We start from the raw sequence: 16,900 nt of genomic DNA, 5'->3' as shown, positions 1-16,900 counted from the left end.
CTCAATCCGTGAGCCACCACACCATATCCGCGAACGGCATCGACTGGATCTCGGCGGCGGAAAATCCGGTTTCCGCCGCCAGACGTTTCGCCGCCGACTTGATCACGCTGGGGTTAAAGCCCGTCGTCGTTGTCCATGCGAAAATAGCCGGCTTGCAAGCGGTTAAAATCCACCAGCTTCAGCCCCTCCAGATCCGCGACAGGCGCACCGGACAACGCAGCAAACAACACCAGCTCGCGCTGCTCATCGTCGCCACCCACTTCACGGTTGGCCGCCCGCACGTCGCCCACGGTCGGCGAACGCAAGGCCAGCTTGTCGACGGTCACGCCGTTGATTTCGCTCGGACAGGACAGCGTCACTAGCACCTGATCGGTGGTCAGCGACAACCATGCCGGCATCGAGTCCGAATAGTCGGTTTTCGGCACTAGGTGCGAATACGCCGTCTGCACGCGGCGATAGTCGGTCAGTTTGAGGCCTTCCAGATCCTTCAGTCCGACCTCAGCCAGCCCGGCAAACAGCATCAGCTCGCGCTGTTCGTCGTCGCCGTTGGCGGCGCGGTCGGCCGCCCGCACCTCACGCACGGTCGGGTTACGCAAGTTCAACGTCTCGACCTCGACACTGTTGGCCTTGCTTGGACGGGTCAGCGTTACAACAGCGCCGAGCGCACTGAGCGACAGCCAGGCCGGCAAGTTTTTAGTGATTACTTGAGTCATCTGGATCTATTCCTTACAGGCCGAGCGCGTTGCGCACTTCGAGCAGTTGGTCTTTGCCGTCGATCACCTGGATGCCGGCGACCATGTCGATTTCGTACATCAGGCGCCCGTCGATTTCGAGCTTGTAGTAGGTGACTGCAACGGCGTGTTTGATCTCGGCAGCATCACCGGCTTTCCAGTCACCGAGATCGACCTCTTTGAGGCGACCGCGCAAGGTGGCAACGGCCGCTGTCACCGCGCCTTTTTGCCCCTTGAAGGCACCACGGAACGTGGCGTTGAAGGCCGTGCCGTCCGCCAGGCCAAAGTACTTCAGCGACTCACGGCGCACGCCCTTGGTGACAAACGAGGCTTCCATTTTTTCCAGCCCCTGATCCATCTCGATGGGGCCGGCCATGCCGCCGCCACGGTATTCGTCAGTCTTGGTGGTCAACTTGGGCAGCGTCATGCTCGGCACTTCGCCGGCAAAATTTACGCCGTCGACGAACATGTTCGTGTTGTACAAAGTTTGAGGAATCATTTGCTACGCCCCCTTAGGCTGCTTCAAGCACTTCGGTCATCCACTGGTCGGTGACTTCGAAAAGGAAATTCGGGTTTTCTGCCGGCGGAACATCGGTGAAACGGATGCGCCAATACACCTTGCCCTGGGCGATTTGGCTGGCCGTGTTCAGTTCGGTGTCGGCGAAAACTTCAAAGTTGATGATCGCGCCCTGGGCTTTGAGGTCGCGCAGGAATGCATCCAGACCGTTGGTGACATCGGCCACATAGGTCTTGGTGATCGAGCGGTCGACCGCCCACTTGTGCCCCGCCTGCACCGCGTCCATGAGGATGAACAGCGTGCGAACGCGAGTAACAAAGGCCCACTTCGGATCGCTCGACAGAGTGCGGTTGCCCCACAGGCGGTAGCCGTCGTCGCGAATGATCGTGGTGATATTGGCGTTGTTGAGCAGGTTGGCCCGGCACGTCTCGTCGCCGTCCAGGTACTCGACCGCGCGGCCGGTGCCGGTGATGCCAGTCAACTCCTTGTTCGATGGCGAGGCCCAGAAACCGTATTCAGCATCCGTCCACGCAAACAGGCCTGCTGCCCAAGCCGAGCCGGGCGCTTCGACCGTAGCGCTGGTGACGGTGTCCCAATACTTGACGCCAGGGTCGACCATGAACAGGTTGCGACTGCCGAAGTTATCGGCGTAGGCCATGGCGGCCTCATCGGTGGTACCGGGGCCGTCGATGATGCCGATAGCGCGCAGCTTCTGCGCCACGCTGTCGATGGCCGTGGCCACCGCCTGAGTCGCCGTATGGCCCGGCGCGATTAACAGACGCGGTTGGGCGTTGAACAGGCTTTTGCCATCAAGCAGCGCCTGCAGGCCGGTACGCTGACCCGAGGCCAGGACACCGCCGATGATCGCCGAGGTTTGCAGCGCGGCGTCTTCCAGCTTGGGCACGCCGATAGCGACGATCACCGCCTTAGCTTTGACGTAGATCGCCTGACAGGCCTTGGTGATGGCCGAGTCGGCACCGAACGCGGCAATGGCTTCGCGCTCGGTGGTGATCAACTTCAGTTCGCCCGCCTTGGCCGTACCGCCGCCGAGTTGGCCCGGGGTAAAGGTGTCGCACAGGCCGATAATCGACGACGACGGCAGCGAGATGGTGCGCGCGCCGGTCTCCACCACCGTGGTCGTGATGCCGTGAAATAAACCACTCATAAGGGTCAGTCTCCAGAAACGAAAAAACCCCGCATAAGCGAGGCTGTGAGGGGTGTTGGTGTTACGTGTAACGGAAAAGAAAACGCCCCGTCAGTGCGGGGCGTTTAGTCGGGTTGTGCTAACAGCCAGGTCGGCGCCGGCGGCCGGTGCTCAACGAGCGGGAATTGCGAGCCTTGCGGCCAGTCGCGCAACTGCCGGCGGTAAGCCTGAAGCTCTGCGTACTGCTCAGCCGTGAGCGAAGTTGCGCCGCTTTCTTCCAGCTCATCGCGGTGCCGGGAAACCATCGGGTCAGTCAGCGCCAGTTGCGCGTCACGCCAAGCCCGCTCGACCGTCGCCAGTTCGTCGGCATCGAGTGGCGGCGGATCAATCAGCACCGGCTGACCATCAGGCCGGGACGACATTTTTTTTGGACTGGTCGCAAGCTCCGCAAGCAGTTGACGCCAAGTGCTCGCCGCGACCTGTACAACATCCTCCGGCATATCAGAACCATGCACGGCATACGTGTAAGCCCCACACGTTGTCGGACTGAAAAACACAACATCATCCATCATCAATCCCCCGAGGCCCGCCAGTAGACAGTCCAGCCTGCCTGAACAGCGCCGCTTTGATTTTGAAAACGAAGGGTGCACCCTGACTTGGTCAGCGAGCCAAAGACGACACACCCCATGACCCCCGCCGTTCCCGTATGAAAAGCGATAACGCTCCGGGCAGCATTAGGAAACGCCGTCTGGAACGTCACATAGATATTGCCGCTCGCATCTGTAGACCCCGTTCCCCATTGATCGATAAAGCCCGATGGCAGCTTTTGATAGCCGCTGCCGCCCCAAGAGCTACCGAACTCAGGTGCATACTTCAAAGCAGACATACCGCTTTCAACGACCCACTGCCCATTGCCTGCGGTGATCACAATGGTGGACAGGGACTGAAGGGTTACAGAGGTCATGGAATTAACGGACATCGCGCTAATAACGTCCGTACCCTGCCGAGCGACGGTGACCACACCCGGCGTCGTGTTGAACAGAAAGAAATTGGTGCCCGTCGGCACCGAAGCAACAGGCGGCAGGGTCAGCGTCCCTGACGCCGCCAGCACAATACGGCAGCCAGCGGCCGAGGCACTGAGCGTTGCGGGCAATGCTCCAATATCCACACGCCCGGCAAAACTCCCCTGCGCCCGCTGCGCAAATTCCGTCGTCGCCAGCGCCTTGCCGCTATCGAACTGCGGCTGCGTGACGAAGTGCGCGCCGCCCATCGTGCCAGCAAAGCGCAACAGCACCGAACCGCCAACCAGTCGCCACTGGTCTTGCAGGCGGATGAATTCGGCCGTGTCGCCCAGAGCCAGCACCAGAGGCCCGGCCACACCGGTCGAGGTGTACACCACGTCAGCACCCGAACCCACGACTTTCAAGCCACCCGGGCCGGCACTGACCAGCGTGATCGTCGCCCCCTGCGCTACGCCCGCCGTCGGTGGCAAGGTTGCCGTGAGTTGCGTGGCGGCGGAGAAACTGTGCAGGCCGCCGAGGTGCGTCGCCGAAAGCACAAGGCTCGCGTCGTTGGTCGTGAACCCCGAGAACTCGAAACCACGACGCCTGAGAAACTCAGTCGTCGCCAGCGACTTGCTGCTATCGAACTGTGCCGGCGTCGGGGCCGTGGGGTTGCCGGAAAACGTCGGCGAGAACAACCGGGCAAAACCGTCCGTAATGTTCTTGAACGTCAGCGCAGTGGTGCCTACGACAATCGGGCCGTCCGTCACCAGTTGCCATATCGTGTCGGCCTGAGTCGCGCCGACCTCGACTGCCACCGTCAGATTCGGCGTCACCTTGGTGCTGTTGTCCGCATCCTTGGCACGTACCCACGCACCCACCGCCACCACATACGGGCCGTTGTCCTTGGCCACCGTCTGGTCTTTCACTAGCACCCGATCGCCGGCGTTCAGCGAAACGCCGTCCACCACCTGTAAACCGACCAGATTGATGTTGGCCGTGGTGGCAGCGCGCACCGACTGCTTGATGTCGAGCTTGCTCAATTCCTCCAGAATCTGCGCAAGCACCCACTCACGGGTTGCCAGCACCACCGCCGGGTCAATCTTGAGCGTGATGCTGCCCGTGCTGCTAACCACGAAGTTCATGCGCACGACTTGCGTGCGGCCGGAGCCTTGCGACAGCAGCGGCTTGAAGCTAGGCGCGCAGTTGGCCACCGCCACCAGATCCCCGTCCGCGTCGTAAAGGCCGATTTCGCGAATCCACTTACCGCCCTCGTCGGCCGGAATGATTTGCTCGGCGATGATCACCGCCGGGTTGACCGGGTCAACGCGAAGCTGATTCAACGGCTTGCGGCGCCACTCGTTGAGCAACTTGGTCTGAGTGGCCGCCGGCACTGGATTAGGCGGGTCGGCCAACCCTCCCGGGTTGGCATCGCCAACCCCCATTTCGGTGATCTTCCAGGCAATGCCGAGCGCGTCGGCGTTCGCCTGTTTGGCCATCCCCACGTTCGTGAGGATCGCGAAAAACTGCGAATTCGCATCAATCATAATAAACGTCCAGGGTGTCTATGGTGTGTTCGCGGCCGACCACGCCAATGCTGCCGGTGACCTCAATGTCACGCATGACGGGCGGGTAAACGTCGATTTCGTCGCCGTCGTACAGGCACACGGCAATGTCTAAATTGCCTTGGGTTTCCAAACTGATCGCCAACCCGACCAACTGGCGACTTACGGGCTTGGCGTCGTCAATCAGGCGCTCAAGCTCCTGATACATTTCCTCGGTGATACCGGTGTCCAGCACGCCAACCTTCAGCGCAAAGGTGCCCGGCACGCCCTCGGGCACGGTCTGGAACCACTCGACAATCTCGATCAGGTAACCCAGCGGCTCGACCACGCGACGGATCGCCCCGATCGTGCCCTTGTGTTTGTGGATGTAGAACGACGCCTTGATGGCCGCGCGCTTGGTCGCCTCAGACCATCGATAGTCCCAGCGATCGACCGACCACGCCCACGCCAGATGCGGCAGCAGATGCGCCGGGCAGGTGTCGGGGTTGTAGAGGTCGCGCAGTGGGACAATCGTCTTTTCGAAAAACGCGGCCTCCATGGCCCGTTCCAGTTGCGTGCTGTTGAGCGGCAGTAGACTTTTCATATCAGCCCGCCAGCCTCACGTTGTAGCGCGTGCAGAACGCTGCCTGAGCCTTGGTCGGGGCCAAGTCCTGCCACCCGACCAACTCGACCCGGGCAACGCCGGCAACGTGCAACTGAGCGTCAACAGCAGAGCGTGCGACCTCGACGCCCAGCCGCTTGCGTGGATTGATCCAGGCTGCCAAGCGGCTCTTGGCCTCGGCCAAACTGGCATCCGCTTCCGGTCCCGCGCCGGCCATATGCAAGATGGCGTCAATCTCGTAGCGGATCACCTGCGCGCTCTGCACGGTCACCCGATCACCCACCGGCCGCACGTTTTCGTCATTCAACACAGTGGCCACCGTCGTCAACAGCTCCGGCGGCGCTTCGCCCTCCCCGTCCAACCCCAGCACCGTTACAGTAACGTAGCAAGGCGCTGGGCTTTCGGCCGTGGCATCTGCCACCAGCCCCGAGGCGTTACGCGCGTGCAGGATGTAGCTGTTACGCGGGCCGGCTGTGGTCAACCCCTCATAGGCCAACTGGATGCGCTCGCGAAACGGGTCGTCGTCTTCCATGACCTCGGGCACCGGTGGCACCGCTTGCGGATCTGCCACCTGAATCACCAGGCGTTTCAAATTGACGTTCGCACCCAGGTGATCAAGGTCACCGCCAATGGCATGCGCCAGTAATAACGCCTTGCCGGCGTCATTGACCCGGGCGCGGTTGCCGACCTTGATATAAGCCCCGACCTCAAGCGTCTTGACCACTGGATCGCTTTCCAGCGCGGCCGTCCAGTTGCCGCCCATGTAACCGCGAAACACGCCCAGCCCGTCCTGATAAACCTCTTCAAAGTCCAGAGGCTCCAACACGGTCGGTGCCGGCAACGACGACAGATCAACGGTACTCATGCGGCCACCTCCAACGTGACGCTGTCGCCCAGGTACGTCCCGACGATTTGCAGATTGATTTGCCCGCCAATGACGGAGAGGACACGCACCTGGTCGAGCTTCAAACGTGGCTCCCAGCGCCCCAAAGCGCGGGCGACCTCAGCCTGTACGGCGCTTTTCCAGCCCTCGTTAACGGGCAAATCGACAAACCGCCGCAGCTTGCTGCCGTACTCCATACGGTGTCGGCGACTGCCCAGCGGCGTGCTCAAGATGTCAGCAATGGATTGCCGCAGATGCTCGATGCCGGAGATGGGTTGGCCGGTGTGGCGATCCATTCCGATCATCTATGTCACTCCTTGAACGGCTCGTATTCTTCGCTGGCTTTCAGGAACTTGATCGCTTCGATGTCGGAGGCCGGCACCTCGACCGTCGCCTTTTCGACCGGATAGGAACGGTCAGTTCCGGGCACGATCACCAGTCGCGAGGTGTAAACCTTGTCGCGAAATTTCAAGGACTCAAGCGATGAGTACGTTAGGGATGACAATGCCGGTTCCGAGGACGTTTGCGCATCGGTTGAGGTCGTATCGATCTTGGCCATGTGGTTCTCCATGTATAAAAAAGCCCGCGCTTGGCGGGCTGTGGTGAATGTTTGGGTTAATGCTTGTGGTGGTTGTCACTGTTGCCGGCGGCCATGATGTTGCCAGCGCCGTCGATGTTGCCCGTTACGGATAACGGGCCGTCGATATTGACAGGCCCCTTAATATTCACGGTCGCTTCAAGATCGATCGTGCCCGACTTCACCGTTATCGCGTTATCCGTAACGACGACGTTCGTGCCGCCGACCTTGATTGCCACCGTGCCACTCGGCAGGGTGATGGTGTAAGACTTGGCCTGCCAGTCGTAGACCAGCGAGCCGCCATCATCGAAACGCCAGACCTCGACGTGGTCGCGATTGTCCGGTGGTGGACCGGCATTGCCATACAAACCCGGGACAAACGTGCCTTGTGACACGTCACCGCTGGGACTGATCAAACTGCCCTGCTCGCCCATGGAGGGCGCCCGCCAGTGTCTGGCCTTGCCCGCCGCGATGCTGTGCCACCGCACCCAGGCGCTGACCCATTCACTGCCATCCGAGACGCGACACACGGGCGGCGATGCCGACAGATCCAGCGCGACCACATAGCAAGCCTTTACCGCGCCGGCGATCATGCGGTCATGCTGGGCGCTCGCGTAGCTACTCACACATCCTCCGCAGGGACAAAGTCCTCTTTGGCGTCGTTGTTGAACCCAATGAGCAACATGCCCGGCGGTTCGTAGGGCCAGAGCCATTCCTCTGGGCCGAGATAGACTTGCTGAGTCCACTCCACCAGCCACACGGTGTATCCATCCAGATGCGGTTGGGTCCAGTCCTGAAGCGATTGCACAAACTCGGCGGGTTCAACTGGCAACCCCCACGTCTGCGCACGCAACAGGACCGCCAACTGGGTCGCCAATTGCACAGCCTGTTGATGATGGTGCGGCTTGATCGGGTCAACGATGATTCGCGCCTCGAACTTGCAGACCAGCGAGGTTTCGCCGGTGCCGATATCGGTACCCGGCTCAATCTCGGCCACTTCCAGAAACACCGCCGGCAGCAACACGCGATCCTTAATGTCTGGCCAGGCGGTGACGGCCTGCACGCCCGGCAAGTGGGTACGCAAATGCTGTTCTACCGCCCGATAAAGCTGGTCCAGGCTGAACGGTTCGTCAGACATTGCCGATCCTCTTTAGGTATTTCTGCAGCTCGAAGTTGAGTTCTTGTTTGAGAATTTCCAGCAGACGCTCATCGGCCTTTTTGACCCAGCTGTCGAAATGCGGCCGGGCTTGCTCAAGCGACACCTTGGCTTTGGCCAGCGGGAAACGACTACCGTTTTCAGCGACCCAACCCGAACTCGGCCCGCGCCCGGGTGACACCGTGCTGTCCGGGTAGTCGTCCGCGTTGAAATGCTTGCTGGCCGTGCGGATCCAGATGTCGGGCTTGTTGCCGTAGACCTTCTTGAGAAAGGCACCTTCGTAACGCCGCCCCGCCACCGACACTCCGCTGCCGGTCTGCCGCGCCCGGCCGATCCGGCTGGACTCGATGCTGTTCAACCCGAACCACAGTTTGCCGCTCGCGGCCGCGCCGGAAACTGGATAGCTGCGCAACCGCTGACGAACCGCCGCTACGGCAATGCGCTCTGACCGGCTGACGGCTCGGGCAATGTGCGTGCGCAACCAACCCAGCGTCTTGTTGATTGCGCGCCGATGCGCCGCAGCCGCCGCTTTCGGCACCACCTTGGCAAAGTCCTGGAATGCTTGAAAATCTGCGGCCGAGGACTGGATAGAGATCATCCCGCCCCCGGCCGAGGGTTTGAAATAGCTGCCGACGCTCATGGCCGCAACCTCAGAATCAGGGCGACCAGACCGTCGCCGCTCGGTTCGAGCTGGATCAGGTCGTAGTCACCGCCGCCATCCAAGACAGGCAAATCGACGCTGACCAGCATGCCTTGCTCCAGACCGTGCGAATCGCTGACGCGAATCTCGAAGCGCGGCTCGCGCAAACCAGTATTGAGCTTGCCGAACTTGGGTTGCAGCCAGGGCGCGGCAAACATGCCGAACACTGGCTCTTCGCGACCTTCAATCCGAGCCGTATCGCCCAGCGTTTCGAACACCACCGCGTCGACCTCGGCGATCAGATCGCGAAAGCCCACGGTCAGAGTTCCAGCAGGATCTGGGCGCGCGGCCGAGTGCACATATGCAGCGGGTTGGACTGCGCTTCACCGGCCATGCCTTTGTTGAAGGGCAGCGGCTCGATCATGCTGTAGTACGGAATGCCCTGAGTGTTGACCGTTTCCATGTAGTCAGCCGGCGCGAACACCGAGATGTACAGATCCGGCACGCCTTCCGGAACCAGCAGCGCTTTGTCGTCATGGACAAAAGACACGCCGGCGACCTTGCCACGGTAGCGTTCCCAGATGATGCCGCCGAACTCGAAGCTTTCCCGGGCGTCGCCACGCAGCGCTGCCGCTTGCTGACTGTTGAGGTAGGTCTCTTTGACCGACTTGTGAACAATCAGCTTGTTCCAGAAGTTCTTGCCGCAGAAAGCGCGCGAACCGGTACTGGTCACACTGCCCAGCGCATCCTCCTGCATGTCCAGCGCCTCACCGCACTTAACCCGCAGCTCGGTACCGGCTTCAGTCAGCCCCATGGACATCTTCTGACGCTGCACACCGAAGCGCTCATACAAGTCCAGCAGCACCGTCGAACCATCAGCGTCGAGGATCTGGCCGTTGAGTGCGCCCATGCGCTGGAACTCATGCGTCGCGTCCAACTGACGACGCGCCTTTGCCAGACGTGCATTGACCACATCCTGAACCGCCTGCAGCTCGGTACGCGTCCCGAAGGCGCGGATGCCTTGGATCTCATCCGCCTTGATGGTGAAACGCTCCGGCAGGTGCACGGTGTTGAACGGGATCAGGTTGCGCTTGCTCGCAGCAACCACCAGGCCAGAACCACCGCGCTCACCGGCCGGCACCAGTGCCAGGGTGTCACCGTCCTTTTCAATCTGCACGGTCAGGGTGGTAATGCCTTCCTCGCGGAACAGGCCCAGGGCGCTGATGCGGCCCGGCAGGTAGGGTTGATCATTGAGTGCAGCGGTCAGCGAGGTAACGGTAAACGCTTCGTCTTCAAAAATGGCGATATCGGCCATGGTACTCTCCAGAAACGAAAAATCCCGCACGCGGCGGGATGCATATTAAGAAAGGAAACGTCTTAGCGGACGATCAGGAAATGAGCGGCCAGATCTTTTTCGGCCTCAGGATCCAGCCCTGTCAGGTGCGCTTCACTGACCTCGGCCAACCGCACCACAGCGCGACCACGGCGCACGATGTCCGACTCGCCCAGCGGCCCGTAAAGGATCGCGACAGCAGTTTGGGTGCCGTCTTCGGCGGCCGGAGCATACGGCGCAAACTCGGCCGTGGCCGTCACCAAACCGAGGACTTGGCCCGGATTCAGTGCCGGACCGGCGGCGACATTGATCGTTTCCCGCGAAATGTTCCCGGCGCCTTCGGACAGCAGGAATTCACCTGCGTGCATCGGTTCCTGTTTGATGGTCATGCTCATGCTCCTTTCGCGCCGCGCGCGGTTCCAGTTTGAGCCGCTTGGCGAGCAGCCCAAATCGAGTTGGGGTCAGGTTGTTTGGCCAGCACCTTGGGTGCCAGGTCGTCCGCCAGCGGCAGACTGTTGTCGATTTCAAAGCCCTTACCGCTGGTGACAATTTTGTCGAACAGACGCGCCCGCACCGCCGGCGCATCCAGACCTGCCGCGACATACTCGGCGCTGAATTCAGGCAGCCGCGCAGCCACGCAGAGGTCGTTAATCGCCTTGGCGCGTGCCAGACCCGCAAAAACGATCTCTTCACTTTCAAGCTGGGTGGACTTGAGTAGCGGCTCGATCAGGTTGCTGATGCCCGCCGCCGTGCAGCGCTGACTGACCATCAATGCCAACTTGGCCGAGTCTACGACGGGCGGCACCTGCGGCGGATCGACAGGCTCAAGATCCGGATCCGGCTCGGGTTCCTCGTCGAGCTGCGCAACCAACTCAGCCGGAGCGTGCTGGAACCGTTGCAAGACCGCGCCTTGACCTAGGCATGCTTTGACCTTGATGCCGTCGCCGACTTCATCAGCCAGGCCCAAAGCCACCGCTTCGTTGGCAGTCAGCCAGGTTTCGGCATCGACCATTCGCCGCAGCTCGGCCTCGTCGATGTCGGGCGCTTTGGCCTTATAGGCCGCGATGATCGCCTCCAAGGTTTGATCCAATACGTCAGCGACCCGGCGGAAGTCCTCGGCGCCCCCGCCTGCATAGGTGTAGGGGTTGTGAATCATCAACATGGCGTTCGCCGCGATTACTACGCGGTGGGCACCGCACACAGCCACACTGGCGGCACTCGCTGCCAGTGCATCGATCCGACCGGTGCAGCGCTCGCCCAACCGCGACAGCGCGTTGTGCATCGCCAGCCCGTCGAACAGATCACCGCCGATACTGTTGAACGCGGCGACCACCGGCGACACACCGTCGTCCATGGCGCGCAGATCCTGCACGAACTGATTGGCAGTGATGCCCCACGCGCCGATCTCGCCATAGACAAAGACTTCGATCACTCGCTCGGTTGACTCGCCGCTGGCATGAACGGCGTACCAGGTCTTGTCCTTGACCTCGACGCGTTTGCCGGCGCGGTTGTAAATACGCGGTTTCGCGCTCTTGCTCATGGTTGCTCCTTGTCGTCGGTGTCTTCGACGGCATCCAGGGTGTTGTAGTTGAGGCCCAATGCGGTGGCCCGCGCCAGATCGGCGGCGTTTTCCAGATCGACCGTTTCGGCGTCGTAGCCGGTACGCAAAACCATCTCGCTGCGCGACGAAAAACCGGCTCTCACCTCCATCGCTCGCGCCTGCACGTCCTGAACCGGCTGGATGTAGGCCCAGCCTTGCGGTACCCAGCGAGTGCGAAGGTACTGGCGGCGCTTCTGTGCGTAATCGTCCAGCACCAGAACACCCGACAGCACCGCCATGTCCATCCACGCGGCCCGCACCGGACGGCAAAGTTGATGCACGTATACGCTGAATTGGAGTTGTTCCAGGCGGCGCCGAAACTCGTTGAGCACCACCCGTAATGCTCGGTCGTTGATTCCGCGCATGTCGCCGGTGAGGATCTCGTAAGGCGTACCGCTACCCGCCGCTGCAGCCATCAACTGCTGCCGCATGAAGTCCGGGTAGTTGTTGCCCGCATCCGGCGGTTTGGAAAATTCCACCTCTTCGCCCGGACCGAGTTCCTGCATGGTGCCGGGTTCGAGCGCAACCATGGGCGTGAAGCCGTCGCGGTCCAGATCCAATAACGCGCCGGTGACCGGATCGCGTGGAGCCGGACCCGCGTCCGGCGGCGGGCGCGTGATGAAACCGGCGAATAGGTTGGCCACCTCCTGCCGGAACAGCACCGCGTCGTCGTAGTTGTCCAGACTGCGTAGCCGTTTCAGAACCGGCGACAATCGCGGCACACCGCGCAACTGGCCAGGTTCGACCGGTTCGAAGATGTGCAGCACCTGCGCGGCCGGGACGCGCACTAGCTGGTTGTAGCCGGCGTTCAACGAGGCCGCATCACGCGGGTGCGACAGGTACATCCAATACGCTACCCGCTTGCCGCCGGGCGTGAACTCGATGCCGGCGCGGATGACGTTGCCGTTCTTGGTGCTCTCGAATTTATCGTGCGGCACGAACTCCGGCGCCAGAATCTGCAACTGCAGCGGAACCGCCAAGCCTTCGTCCCGACTGCGAGGACGCAAGCGAACAAAGCATTCACCCGATGTTTCCACCGTGCGCGCCACCAGCGCCTGCTGGCCGTAAAAGTCGGTGCGGTCATCCGCATCAGATTCATCAACCCAATCGCTCCACAGCTCCTGCAGCAGCTTGCGCAGGGCATCATCATCGGTCGCTGGCCTAGGGGTGATGCCGGTGCCGATCAGGTTGCTGACGCGCTTGTCGATGACGTTGAAGGCATACGGGTCATTGCGAACCGCTGCCCGGGAGCGCGACCGCAAATTGCGCAGTGCCGGAGTGTTGATGCTGTTGATCCCGTTGTCGGGAGCGTCCCAGTTAGCGGATCGGCGGCCTTCACCAGCGCCTTCGTAACTGGCCTTGATGTTGGACGGCAGCACAAAGCCGTTACGGGTCAACGTCGGAAAATGTCGGGCCATTAAAGTCCCTTGCCCCCGTGATAAAGGCGGACCACGCGCGAACGTGGCCCGGCGTCGCGTGCCAGCGACGAGCGTATTTCCGCGCGCGCCGCGAGCAGTTCATCGACCGTGCGGTATTCCACGGTACGGTCGGTGTAGCGCACAGTTTTCTCACCGCGAGCAATGGCCGCCTCAACCGCGTCGAGGTGCTTTTTCGTAAATGACATATCAGCGTCTCTTCAGGTAGCCACTGGTGGAACTGCGGCGTTGTGGGGGAGCGGCTGCCGGACGTGATTTCACGGCGGGTTGCGGCGCCTGTGGTGCGGCCGGTGTTACGACTGGCCGGCTGAGCCGTTCGCTCTGAACGGGCTGGCTGCTATCGCCCGAAACCGACTCGTAGATCGACTTCCGAATCCGCGTCCAATCGTGTTCTTGGTAGCGATTGATGCCGAGGTAATGGGCCATGGCCAGGTTGTACACCAACAGATCGAGCGCTTCGTTGCGCTCGGCCTTGCCCTTGGTCCATTCAATGCGTTTGTGCCCCCTGACGTAACGGGTGATTTTTCGCTCAGCCACGCACTGGGCGAAAAAGTCATCCGGCAGGTCGTTGGCAAAGTGCAGCGCTCCCGGTCCGGTGTCGAACACATAGCGGTTGTAGATCCAGTCCTTCGCCGTGTCGGTACCAACAATCCAAAGCTCGGCGCCATGCCGCTCAGTGAGGCCCTTCCATGTCACGTCGACCATGGAAGGTCGCTGCGCGATCACCGGCCGGCCTCGCTTGCTCGCCCCCTTGATGGCGAACACGCTGCGCCAGCGGCGCATACGACAGAACTGATAAACCTCATCCGTATGGTTACCACCGGAGTCGACCGCAGTCGCCATGATCATCAGATCAGCACCACAAGGGTGTCGGTAACGAGCCTTGAGCAACTCATCCAGCGCCGCCCAGGTACGTTCGTCTGCGGGGTCGCCGGAGATCACCTGAAAGTCGACCACCCAGCGTTCCATGCCAGCCCCCCACCCCATCACCATCAGTTCCAGGCGGTTGGCTTGGGTGTCAACAGAAGCGGTCAGCATCAACACGCCGTCGGGCATTGAGCCAAGGCTGTAGCTTTCCAGCCGCGCCCGATCCCTCAGCACGTCGGCCGAGGTTTGCTCCTGAGCGCTATCCCAGACCTTGGCCAGACGGGTGTTATAAAACACCTGCATCGGCTCCAGATCGCCTTTGGCCTGAGCCTTTTTAGCCTTCTCGAATTGCTTGGCCAACGAGGCCCAACCGGTCCAGCCGGGCGGCGAATACAACGCATTCAAGTTGAAACCAACGGTTTCGCCATCGCCTTGGGTGTGTGATCGCCACTCCCCTTTTGCCAGCATCTCGCCCTTATAGCGCTCCTCGATCAGTACGTCGCAGTCGGGGCCGGCACACTGGTAATGCACAACCTGAAAATCCGCCGAGTAATGCAACCGCTCCCACTCCAGAACCTGCATGTGTTCACAGGTTGGACACGGCACGTAGTAGTAACGCTGATCGCTGACCTCAAACAGATCAGCGATCCGTGACGCCCCCCTGACCGTCGGCGAACTGGAAAAATAAAATTTGGCGTTACGGCCGAAAGTACTGCCGCGAGTCTCGGCCAGTTCGACCGGGTCGCCCTCTTCACCCACGTCCACACTCCAGCGATCAACCTCGTCGCCATAGATGTAGCGGGCGGAAAGCTCCGCCAGGTTGGCCGCAGAACCGGCCGTGGTGATGTACAGCGAACCACCCTCGAACTCCTTCGTGTCCATGGTATTGCGCGCATCTCGCGAGCGGTTGGACGCCACGCGCTCACGCAGAACCGGCGTGGCCTTGATGGTTTTACCAATGCGCGACGATACCCGCTTGGCCAACCCCAGACTGGGCAACAACGTCAGGATGTTGGACGGGGCCATATGGATCAGGCCGCCGATCCAGTTCAAGGCGATCTGCGTTTTCATCAACTGCGAAGCCACCATGGTCACCACCCGCTTGCACGGGTGGGCAGGTGACAGACAGCGCATCGGCTCACGCGCATAAGGGGTGCGCGAAGTGTGGTATTGACCAGGCTCGGCCGCACCGGTGTCGCGCGGGATGCGCATGTACTCATCGGCCCACTGATCAATCCAGACGTCAGGCTCTGGTCGCTGCCCACGGAAATACGCTTCGCGGTACACCGTCGCACCGTTCGACATTTCTAAGGACATAGGTTTAGCTCGGGGTAATTGCTTGTTCTAGATCTGCTGCTGACAGCCGCTCAGCATCTTCCAGTGTTTGTCGTAAAGCCGACGTCAGACGCTTTTCGATTTGCCATGGATCAGACAGCGAGGCCAGTTCAGGCGATAGTTGTGGAGCCATTCCAAGCAAAAGATCACGCAGCAAGCGACCGGCGTTATAGGCTGCGTCTTCAACCGCTTTGCGCTCTACTAAAGTGCCCTGGGCTTTAAGGAAATTGTTTTTTTCCTGAAGCGACAGGTAATGCTCACGAAGAGCGCGTGACTTTTGAAAGTCGGGTACCTGACCAGAGGGGTCATCAACAAAGTCTGCGATGACTATTTCCAGCGGTGGCTGATTTCCCCGCTTCGGTCGATTGCGCTCATGTCGAGCGGCGACGGCGGCCTTGCTCGGGTCGCTCGTCATGGCCAGAAGCTGCTCGCTGGCCTCCACATCAATTTGCCCGGCGGCATTCAGAACCAGCCGTTGACTCTTGACCAGCTTGCCAACGTACTGCCTCGACCACCCCTTCAGCTCGCAGTACTCCTTGCGAGTTACAAAAGCCATGCGGCCTCCATCGTCTTGGCTTGTCGGTCTTGTCAACTAACCCGGCTTAGTTGACAAGCCTTTTGGCCATTGCGCCGGGGGTACTGTTTAAGAAAATGAACAGGCATGAAAAGGCCTACAGCCCAATAGAACCGGGGGCACTTCACTAAAAACCACTGTTTGGAACATGCGAACTCTGTCGCTGAAACACAGAATTCCTTGTCAACCTGTCAACCACTGTCAACTAACTTTCCAGCCCTGTGGCTAACGCTTTCCCGCGGGTTTGCGACCCCGTACCCTTCAGATAACCTCAGGGTCCCCGGCGATGTCAGCGCCAGGTCAGGTCGGGTCTCACCTTTGACCCACAACACCTTCCCGTCATCGCCTATCACGCGGACCTGCATTGACCGATCTCCCTGGAGTATTTGACTGTCAGCGACCTACTCGTCGACTTGAATACCTGCCTTCTTTGCCAAGAACCGGGTGTACAAACCACCGGCTACATCGGCACCAATCACCGCAATGACGATGCCCAATCCAGCAGCCAGGTAGAGGTTGTTCCAGAGCGCCATCGCTAGCAGCAATGTCGCCATACCCAGCAGACCAGATGCGAGAAATCGCAAAGCCACTCGTTGCAGGATTTGCCGAAGACCAAGGTCGCTTCCTGACGCCCTCAGCATTTCCCCCGACAGGCCCGCCATGCTCAGCAGGATCAAAAGCCAAAGGGGCACATCCGCGAGAGCTTGTTGCTCGGTGCTCATCTGTAGTCCTCAAATAGGTTCGGCCTCCATGTCACTGTCATCCGCGCAGAGCAAAGAGGCAGGCATGGGGCCGAAAACGATAAAGCCCCGCTCAATGGCGGGGCTTGTAAGTAGGTATAAAAAAACCCGACTCATTGGCCGGGTTTCGAAAGCGTCTCGCTGCGTTCACAGCAGTTCACGCTGCTATAAAAACAAACCTATTCCGTGCGGAAAAGTGT

The 16,900-nt window shown here is 60.7% G+C and carries 21 protein-coding genes; all 21 read right to left on the bottom strand.

The features are described from left to right. Positions 1 to 113 precede the first annotated feature (113 nt). Entirely contained in the window at positions 114 to 713 is a 600-nt protein-coding gene (locus QRN46_RS29140) for a phage tail assembly protein (RefSeq protein ID WP_502942401.1), read from the bottom strand. Between the two features lie 13 nt (positions 714 to 726). Continuing rightward, positions 727 to 1,230, bottom strand: coding sequence for a phage major tail tube protein (locus tag QRN46_RS14725; RefSeq protein ID WP_285355474.1), 504 nt, complete (start codon positions 1,228 to 1,230; stop codon positions 727 to 729). A gap of 13 nt (positions 1,231 to 1,243) precedes the next feature. Beyond that, positions 1,244 to 2,413 (bottom strand): phage tail sheath subtilisin-like domain-containing protein, encoded by a 1,170-nt coding sequence (locus QRN46_RS14720; RefSeq protein ID WP_285355472.1) that lies wholly within the window; start codon positions 2,411 to 2,413, stop codon positions 1,244 to 1,246. Positions 2,414 to 2,517: 104 nt separating this feature from the next. Beyond that, positions 2,518 to 2,961 (bottom strand): tail fiber assembly protein, encoded by a 444-nt coding sequence (locus tag QRN46_RS14715; protein WP_285355470.1) that lies wholly within the window; start codon positions 2,959 to 2,961, stop codon positions 2,518 to 2,520. Positions 2,962 to 2,963: 2 nt separating this feature from the next. Further along, on the bottom strand, positions 2,964 to 4,940 hold the full coding sequence (locus tag QRN46_RS14710; RefSeq protein ID WP_285355468.1) for a phage tail protein: 1,977 nt from the start codon (positions 4,938 to 4,940) through the stop codon (positions 2,964 to 2,966). Beyond that, complete coding sequence (locus QRN46_RS14705) at positions 4,933 to 5,541, bottom strand: phage tail protein I (protein ID WP_285355466.1); 609 nt, start codon at positions 5,539 to 5,541, stop codon at positions 4,933 to 4,935. The genes QRN46_RS14710 and QRN46_RS14705 overlap by 8 nt, the downstream gene beginning before the upstream one ends. 1 nt (position 5,542) lies before the next feature. After that, on the bottom strand, positions 5,543 to 6,424 hold the full coding sequence (locus QRN46_RS14700; protein WP_285355464.1) for a baseplate assembly protein: 882 nt from the start codon (positions 6,422 to 6,424) through the stop codon (positions 5,543 to 5,545). Then, positions 6,421 to 6,747 (bottom strand): GPW/gp25 family protein, encoded by a 327-nt coding sequence (locus tag QRN46_RS14695; protein WP_262949156.1) that lies wholly within the window; start codon positions 6,745 to 6,747, stop codon positions 6,421 to 6,423. Before QRN46_RS14695 ends, QRN46_RS14700 begins: the two co-directional genes overlap by 4 nt. Positions 6,748 to 6,752: 5 nt before the next feature. Next, positions 6,753 to 7,001: a hypothetical protein gene (locus QRN46_RS14690; protein WP_285355461.1), complete on the bottom strand. Its 249-nt coding sequence runs from the start codon at positions 6,999 to 7,001 to the stop codon at positions 6,753 to 6,755. A gap of 56 nt (positions 7,002 to 7,057) precedes the next feature. Beyond that, positions 7,058 to 7,612, bottom strand: a complete 555-nt coding sequence (locus QRN46_RS14685) for a phage baseplate assembly protein V (RefSeq protein WP_262949209.1) — start codon at positions 7,610 to 7,612, stop codon at positions 7,058 to 7,060. Between the two features lie 29 nt (positions 7,613 to 7,641). Then, a complete protein-coding gene (locus QRN46_RS14680) occupies positions 7,642 to 8,157 on the bottom strand; it encodes a hypothetical protein (RefSeq protein WP_285355459.1) in 516 nt (171 codons plus the stop codon). Beyond that, complete coding sequence (locus QRN46_RS14675) at positions 8,150 to 8,815, bottom strand: hypothetical protein (RefSeq protein WP_285355457.1); 666 nt, start codon at positions 8,813 to 8,815, stop codon at positions 8,150 to 8,152. Before QRN46_RS14675 ends, QRN46_RS14680 begins: the two co-directional genes overlap by 8 nt. Continuing rightward, positions 8,812 to 9,132 (bottom strand): head-tail joining protein, encoded by a 321-nt coding sequence (locus tag QRN46_RS14670; RefSeq protein WP_285355455.1) that lies wholly within the window; start codon positions 9,130 to 9,132, stop codon positions 8,812 to 8,814. The genes QRN46_RS14675 and QRN46_RS14670 overlap by 4 nt, the downstream gene beginning before the upstream one ends. 2 nt (positions 9,133 to 9,134) lie before the next feature. Continuing rightward, complete coding sequence (locus QRN46_RS14665) at positions 9,135 to 10,130, bottom strand: major capsid protein (protein WP_262949160.1); 996 nt, start codon at positions 10,128 to 10,130, stop codon at positions 9,135 to 9,137. Positions 10,131 to 10,192: 62 nt separating this feature from the next. Continuing rightward, entirely contained in the window at positions 10,193 to 10,537 is a 345-nt protein-coding gene (locus QRN46_RS14660) for a head decoration protein (protein WP_262949161.1), read from the bottom strand. Between the two features lie 2 nt (positions 10,538 to 10,539). Beyond that, a complete protein-coding gene (locus QRN46_RS14655; protein ID WP_285355452.1) occupies positions 10,540 to 11,688 on the bottom strand; it encodes a head maturation protease, ClpP-related in 1,149 nt (382 codons plus the stop codon). Then, positions 11,685 to 13,166, bottom strand: a complete 1,482-nt coding sequence (locus tag QRN46_RS14650; protein ID WP_169430194.1) for a phage portal protein — start codon at positions 13,164 to 13,166, stop codon at positions 11,685 to 11,687. Before QRN46_RS14650 ends, QRN46_RS14655 begins: the two co-directional genes overlap by 4 nt. After that, positions 13,166 to 13,372: a phage head-tail joining protein gene (locus QRN46_RS14645; RefSeq protein ID WP_064596156.1), complete on the bottom strand. Its 207-nt coding sequence runs from the start codon at positions 13,370 to 13,372 to the stop codon at positions 13,166 to 13,168. The genes QRN46_RS14650 and QRN46_RS14645 overlap by 1 nt, the downstream gene beginning before the upstream one ends. 1 nt (position 13,373) lies before the next feature. Next, positions 13,374 to 15,368: a phage terminase large subunit family protein gene (locus tag QRN46_RS14640; protein ID WP_285355447.1), complete on the bottom strand. Its 1,995-nt coding sequence runs from the start codon at positions 15,366 to 15,368 to the stop codon at positions 13,374 to 13,376. A 4-nt stretch (positions 15,369 to 15,372) separates the two neighbouring features. Next, positions 15,373 to 15,942 (bottom strand): terminase small subunit, encoded by a 570-nt coding sequence (locus tag QRN46_RS14635; RefSeq protein ID WP_262949165.1) that lies wholly within the window; start codon positions 15,940 to 15,942, stop codon positions 15,373 to 15,375. 419 nt (positions 15,943 to 16,361) lie between these two features. Next, entirely contained in the window at positions 16,362 to 16,682 is a 321-nt protein-coding gene (locus QRN46_RS14630; protein WP_258449127.1) for a phage holin family protein, read from the bottom strand. Between the last annotated feature and the right edge of the window lie 218 nt (positions 16,683 to 16,900).

Origin of the sequence: Pseudomonas sp. lyk4-R2A-10, from assembly GCF_030209075.1 — a bacterium.
Classification (GTDB): Bacteria; Pseudomonadota; Gammaproteobacteria; order Pseudomonadales; family Pseudomonadaceae; genus Aquipseudomonas; species Aquipseudomonas glycinae.
Note: the sequence above shows the minus strand (reverse complement) of the source record. Positions and strands in the feature narration are given on the sequence as shown.